General features: G+C 66.3%; 7 protein-coding genes. 3 read left to right on the top strand and 4 right to left on the bottom strand.

Features of this window, described 5'->3' with window-relative positions; translation table 11 throughout:
* Positions 1–113: 113 nt before the first annotated feature.
* Complete coding sequence (locus JNN06_RS13635; RefSeq protein ID WP_291240140.1) at positions 114–941, top strand: PRC-barrel domain-containing protein; 828 nt, start codon at positions 114–116, stop codon at positions 939–941.
* Positions 942–977: 36 nt separating this feature from the next.
* Here JNN06_RS13635 and JNN06_RS13630 read toward each other — a convergent pair whose 3' ends face one another.
* Genes JNN06_RS13630 through JNN06_RS13620 form a run of 3 tightly spaced genes read right to left on the bottom strand, consistent with a single transcriptional unit; the run spans position 978 to position 3,005 of the window.
* Positions 978–1,766: an iron chelate uptake ABC transporter family permease subunit gene (locus JNN06_RS13630; RefSeq protein WP_291240141.1), complete on the bottom strand. Its 789-nt coding sequence runs from the start codon at positions 1,764–1,766 to the stop codon at positions 978–980.
* The gene (locus tag JNN06_RS13625) at positions 1,759–2,535 is read right to left on the bottom strand and encodes a metal ABC transporter ATP-binding protein (protein WP_291240139.1); all 777 of its coding nucleotides are present in this window, start codon (positions 2,533–2,535) and stop codon (positions 1,759–1,761) included. The genes JNN06_RS13630 and JNN06_RS13625 overlap by 8 nt, the downstream gene beginning before the upstream one ends.
* The gene (locus tag JNN06_RS13620) at positions 2,532–3,005 is read right to left on the bottom strand and encodes a transcriptional repressor (protein ID WP_291240138.1); all 474 of its coding nucleotides are present in this window, start codon (positions 3,003–3,005) and stop codon (positions 2,532–2,534) included. The genes JNN06_RS13625 and JNN06_RS13620 overlap by 4 nt, the downstream gene beginning before the upstream one ends.
* Positions 3,006–3,075: 70 nt before the next feature.
* Here JNN06_RS13620 and JNN06_RS13615 point away from each other — a divergent pair, with 70 nt between their 5' ends.
* Positions 3,076–4,086 carry a zinc ABC transporter substrate-binding protein gene (locus JNN06_RS13615; RefSeq protein WP_291240137.1) on the top strand — a complete coding sequence of 337 codons (1,011 nt, stop codon included), beginning with the start codon at positions 3,076–3,078 and terminating at the stop codon, positions 4,084–4,086.
* Between the two features lie 58 nt (positions 4,087–4,144).
* Positions 4,145–5,110, top strand: a complete 966-nt coding sequence (locus JNN06_RS13610; protein WP_291240136.1) for an aldose epimerase family protein — start codon at positions 4,145–4,147, stop codon at positions 5,108–5,110.
* A 73-nt stretch (positions 5,111–5,183) separates the two neighbouring features.
* On the opposite strand, the gene JNN06_RS13605 is transcribed toward JNN06_RS13610, so the two are convergent.
* Positions 5,184–6,396: urate hydroxylase PuuD (locus tag JNN06_RS13605; protein ID WP_291240135.1), on the bottom strand; the 1,213-nt coding region annotated here is incomplete at its 5' end.

Raw genomic sequence — 6,396 nt, 5'->3', positions numbered from 1 at the left:
CGCCCTTGAACATATCGTGACCGTCGCCCCCGGAACGGGGCGGCGGCGCCGGGGTTGTCTGTCCGGAAGGTGCGAGGCCATTCGCCCGCACTTGAAGAACAGGAGACAAGCCCATGAAAAAGCTTCTTACTTCGACCGCCGTTGCGCTGACGCTGGCCTCGGCTGCGGCCACGGGTGCCTTTGCCCAGACCGCGCCCGCCTCGCCCTATATCGACGGGATCGAGAATGCCGTGCGCGCGTCGGATTTCATCGGCAAGCGGGTCTATATCACCGAAACCGACACGGCCTCGCTGGGCAGCGGCAGCTATGCCAATGCCGATAGCGGCTGGGAGGATGCGGGCGAGATCAATGATGTGATCCTGTCGCTGTCTGGCGATACCGAGGCCGTGCTGGTCGATTTCGGCGGCTTCCTCGGGATGGGGGAAAAGACTGTGGCGGTGGATATGAGCCGTCTCGTCATGGTGCCGGATGCGGACAGCCCGCAGGATTACTTCATCGTGTTCCAGGGCGGCAAGGCCGATCTGGAAGCCGCGCCCGCCTATACGGTGAATGGCCCGGCGGTGGCTCCGGCCACCATGGGCGAGGGCAGCACGGGCACGGCGCCGGTGCAGACCGCGACCCCGACCGAAACCGCCGCTGATCCGGCCGCCGATGCGCCGGTGGATTTCGCGGTGATGACCGCGGAGGATCTGGTGGGCAAGCGCGTCTATGGCCCCGGCAATGAGGATGTGGGCGAGGTCAGCGCCGTGGCGCTTGGCACCGATGGCAAGATCACCGGCGCGGTGGTCGATGTCGGCGGCTTCCTCGGGATCGGCGAGAAATCGGTGGCGCTGAGCGCCGATATGCTGCGGCTGGCGCCCGATGCCGATGGCGAACGCTCGGTGCTGCGGGTCAGCGCGACCGAGGCGCAGCTGAAGGCACTGCCCGCCCATGAGGGCTGAGTGATCGGCCCGGCCCTGTCGCGGGGCCGGGCCCTTTTAGCGTCGGCGCAGGTCAAACAGCGCCGCAAAGGTGAAAATCAGCGCGGCCACCGTGATGATCGAAGGGCCTGCGGGCGTGTCGAGATGCAGCGACATCTGCAAGCCGCCCAGCACGGCGGCGGCGCCGATCAGCGCGGCCAGCGCCGCCATCGCTTCGGGGCTGCGCGCTAGCCCGCGCGCGGCGGCGGCGGGGATGATCAGCATGGCGGCAATCAGCAGCGCGCCCACCACCTTGATGGCGACCGCCACGGTGACGGCCAGCGCCAGCGTGAGGATCAGCCGCTCGCGGTCGGGGTTGAGGCCCGAAGCGGCGGCGAGATCTTCGTTCAACGTGGCGGTCAGCAGCGCTGACCAGCGCCACAGGATCAGCGCCACCACCAGCGCCGCGCCGCCCCAGATAAAGCCCAGATCGGATTTCGACACCGCCAGAATATCGCCGAACAGCCAGGCCGAAAGGTCGGTGCGGGCGTCGGGCACGAAGCTGACGGCCACAAGGCCAAAGGCCAGTGCCGAATGGGCCAGCACGCCCAGCGTGGTATCCATCGCCCAGCCGCGCGCGGCCAGCGTGGCGACCGTCACCGCCATCAGCAGCGCGATCGCCAGCGTGCCAAGCCCCACCGGCAGGTCAAAGGCCAGCGCCAGCGCCACGCCCAGAATGGCGGCATGCGAGGTGGCATCGCCGAAATAGGCCATCCGCCGCCACACCACAAAAGACCCCAAGGGCCCGGTGGCCAGCGCCACGCCCAGACCGGCCAGCCCGGCCCGGATCAGGAAATCGTCAAGCATGGCCATGCCCATGGTGATGGTCGTGGTGGGAATGGTGGTGATCATGCCCGTGATCATGGGTATGATCGTGGTCATGGTCATGCTGATAGAGCGCCAGCGCGCCCTTGGTGCCAAGGCCGAACAGCGCCCGATATTCCGGGGCAGAGGAGACCACGCGCGGTGTGCCTTCGCAGCAGATATGGCCGTTGAGGCAAATCACCCGGTCCGACGCGCTCATCACCACATGCAGGTCATGGCTGACCATCAGCACGGCGGCGCCGGTCTCGCGCCGCAGATCGTCGATCAGGTGATAGAACCCGGCCTCGCCGGGCTGGTCGAGGCCCTGCGTCGGCTCATCAAGGATCAGCAATTGCGGCTGGGTGAGCAGGGCGCGGGCCAGCAACACGCGCTGCATCTGCCCGCCCGACAGGCCGGTGAGCGGGCGGTTCGCCACCTCGGCCACACCGACACGGGCCAGCATCGCTGAAGTTGCCTCTGGGCTGTGGCGCTTGGGCAGCGACAGGAACCGCGCCGCCGTCATCGGCATGCTGCGGTCGATCTGCAATTTCTGCGGCATATAGCCCAAGCGCAGGCCGGAGCTGCGGCGCACCCGGCCATGGCTGACCGGCACCAGCCCCAGAAGCGCGCGCAGCAGCGTGGATTTGCCCGAGCCATTGGGGCCAAGGATGGTGACGATCTCGCCCGGCGCGATGGCGAGGCTGACATCATGCAGCACCTCTTGCCCGCCCAGGCGCACGCAGATGTGATCGGCCTGAACCAGCGCGTTCATGCGGCCTCCCGGCAGGCAGGGCAGAGGCCGGTGGCCTCCAGGCTCACACGTTCGACGGCAAAGCCCATCTCGGCGGCGGCGGCTTCCAACGCGGCGCGGATCGGGGCCACGGGGGCCTCGGCCACGGTGGCGCAGCGGTCGCAGATCAGGAAGGCGGGGGCATGGGCCTCGCCCGCATGCATGCAGGCGGTGAAGGCATTGAGCCGCTGAATGCGATGGGCAAGCCCTTGTTCCACAAGGAAATCCAGCGCGCGATAGGCGACAGGCGGCTGGTTGCCATAGCCTTCGGCGGCCAGCCGTTGCAGCACGTCATAGGCGCCAAGCGCCTTATGCGCTTCCAGCAAAATCTCCAGCACGCGCTTGCGCACCGGGGTCAGCCGCGCGCCGCGCTCGGCCATCAACGCCTCGGCCCGGGCCAGACTGTCGCCCGCGCAATGGCTGTGATCATGGTGCTGGAAGGTCGGGTGCATCCGGGGCCTCTTGACCTGTTATAATATTACATACATAGAGGGCCCTGCCTGAAACGGAAGGGGTGAAGTGATGCGTTATACCATATCGACGATCTTGGCGAGCCTGCTGGCCTCGGGAGCCGCGCTGGCAGAGGTGCCGAAAGTGGTGACCGATTTCGCCCCGACCTACGGATTGGTCTCGATGGTGATGGGCGATCTGGGTCAGCCGGAAATCCTGCTCGACAAGGGCGCCAATGCGCATGAATTCCAGTTGAAGCCCAGCCAGTCGGCGGCCTTGCAGGAGGCCGGGCTGGTGGTCTGGGTCGGCCCGCGCATGTCCCCCTGGCTGGAGCGGGTGCTGGAGAGCTTTGGCTCGGTGCCGGAGCTGCGGCTGCTGGAGGTGAAGGGCAGCCATTTGCAGGCTTTCGGGGCTGAAGCTGCGCATGATCATGAGGGCCATGACCATGAAGCGGAAGGCCATGAGGACCACGACGAGCATGCGGAGCATGGCGCAGAGGAGGGCCATGCTGACCATGAAGGCCATGACCAAGCCGAGGAGGGTCATGAGGGCCACAGCCATGAGGGGATCGACCCCCATGCCTGGCTCGACCCCGCCAATGGCGCGGTCTGGCTGGACGCGATTGCGGCAGAGCTGTCGCGGCTCGATCCCGAAAATGCCGCGACCTATGCCGCCAATGCCGCCAAGGGCAAGGCGCTGATCGCCGAAACCGATGCGCAGATCGCGGCGCAGTTGAAGCCGGTGCAGGGCAAGCCCTTCGTGGTGTTCCATGATGCCTATGGCTATTTCGCGGCGCATTACGGGGTGACCGTGGCCGGGGCGGTGGCGCTTGGCGATGCGACCTCGCCCGGGGCTGCGCATCTGCGCGATTTGCAGCAAAAGGCCGGGGCCGAGGCGCTGTGCCTCTTCCCCGAGGCCGGGCATGACGGCAAGCAGGTAGAGCAGATGGCCGAGGCGACCGGCGTGAAACTGGGCGCGGCGCTGGACCCGGAAGGGGCCGCGGTGGAGCGGGACGCGCTGATTTATCCGGCATTGCTGCAAGGACTGGCCAAGACCTTGGCCGATTGCCTGAGCCAGAAGTGATGTGGGCTTGACCAATGCCCGCCCTCTCCTGTTGATAGCGCAAACAGGGGAGGGCGCGATGATCCGGGAGTTTGGAACGACAGCGGCGGGTGAGGCGGTGCAGTCAGTGACGCTGCGGGCGGGGCGCCTGCGCGCCACCATCCTGACGCTGGGCGCGATCTTGCAGGATCTGCGGCTGGAGGGGGTGGCACATGGCCTGACCCTCGGCTCTGACAAGGTGGCGGATTATCAGGGGCAGATGCGGCACCATGGCTCGCTGGTGGGGCCGGTGGCGAACCGGATCGGCGGCGCGACAGCCGTGGTGGCAGGGCAAATGTGCCAGTTCGACCCCAACCAACAGGGCCGCCACACGCTGCATTCCGGCGCGGCGGGCAGCCAGTTCAAGCTGTGGCAGGTGGTGGAGGCGGCGGCGGACCGGCTGGTGCTGCGCCTCGATCTGCCGGATGGCGAGGGCGGCTTTCCCGGCAACCGGACGATCACCGCGCTGTGGGAGGCGCTGCCCCCCGCCACGCTGCGGCTGACGCTGACCACGACCAGCGATGCCGAGACGCTGGTGAACCTGACCAACCATTCCTATTGGAACCTGGATGGCAGCCCGACATGGGCAGGCCATAGCCTGCGCATCGCCGCCGCAGAGGTGACCGAGGTGGATGCCGATCTGATCCCGACCGGGCGGCTGCTGCCGGTGGAGGGCACGGCGCTCGATCTGCGCGCGGGCCGGGTGATTACGCCGGGCGACCCGTCGATGGATACCAATTTCTGCCTGTCAGACGCGCCACAGCCGCTGCGCGATGTGCTGTGGCTGACCGGGCAGAATGGCTTGACCATGACCTTGGCCACCACCGAACCGGGCGTGCAGGTCTATGACAACCGCAAGCCGGGCCGTCCGGGGCAGGAGGCCTGGGAGGGCCTTGCCATCGAGCCGCAGCACTGGCCCGATGCGCCGAACCAGCCGGGCTTCCCGTCGATCACCCTTGGAGCCGGGGAGGTGCGGGTGCAGGCTATGGAATGGCGGTTTGGCTGAGAGCGCCGGGGGCCAGCCCCCAACCTTCTCCGACGCAGGCCCCGGGATATTTGGGCCAAGATGAAGGGGGGCGTCAGAGAGCGGGGCTTTGCCCGGCGGCGCGGAACCAGTCGATGATCTGCTGGCGTTCTTGCGGCTCGATGAAGGACAGGTTGGCCGGGGGCATGGCGTGGCTGACCCCGGCCTGAACGTAGATGCGCCGCGCTTCATGGGCGATCTGTTCGGGCGTCTCCAGCAGCACGCCTTTTGGGGCCCAATACATCCCCTCCCAGGCGGGCTCGGCGGCGTGGCACATCGAGCAGCGGCCCTGCACGATGGAGGTGACCTCCTCAAACCCCGGCGCGCTGGCATAGACCAGCGCCTGCCCCTTGAGCGCGGCCTGTTCGGCGGGCGCCTCCGGGCGGATGGAGGAGAGCCAGGCGATCACGATCATCAGGATGACCGTTGCCGCCCATGTCCAGTGCGGGGCGCCTTTGCGGGCGTGCTGGGTGTTGAACCAATGCCGGATCGTCACCCCCATCAGGAAGACCAGCGCCGCAATGATCCAGTTATATTGCGTCGCAAAGGCAAGGGGGTAGTGATTGGACAACATCAAAAACAGAACAGGAAGCGTCAGATAATTGTTATGCGTGCTGCGCTGTTTTGCGATTTTCCCATATTTCGGGTCCGGCTTGCGCCCGGCCTTCAGATCGGCCACCACGACCCGCTGATTGGGCATGATGACGAAAAACACATTGGCCGACATGATCGTGGCGGTGAAGGCGCCCAGATGCAGCAGCGCCGCGCGCCCCGAAAACACCGAGGCGTAGAAATAGCTCATCGCCACCAGCACCCCGAACAAGGCCACCATCAGCACCGTCTGATTGGCATTCACAAAGGTCTTGCACAGCGTGTTATAGGCGATCCAGCCAAAGGCCAGCGAGGCCATGGAGATCAGGATGGCCTGCCAGATGTGCAGCTCCATCACGGCGGGATCGACCAGATAGAACTCTGCCCCCAGATAATAGACCAGGACCAGCATGGTGAAGCCCGACACCCAGGTCATGTAGCTTTCCCATTTGAACCACACCAGATGATCGGGCATTGCCGCCGGGGCGACCAGATATTTCTGGATGTGATAGAAGCCGCCGCCATGCACCTGCCACTCCTCGCCATCGGCGCCAGAGGCGAGGTTGCGGTCGCGGTGCAGCCCGAGATCCAGAGCGATGAAGTAAAAGCTCGACCCGATCCAGGCGTTGGCCGTGATCACATGGCTCCAGCGAACCGCGAATTCGATCCATTCACAG

It is taken from the genome of Gemmobacter sp., assembly GCF_016792925.1.
Classification (GTDB): domain Bacteria; phylum Pseudomonadota; class Alphaproteobacteria; order Rhodobacterales; family Rhodobacteraceae; genus Gemmobacter.
Note: the sequence above shows the minus strand (reverse complement) of the source record. Positions and strands in the feature narration are given on the sequence as shown.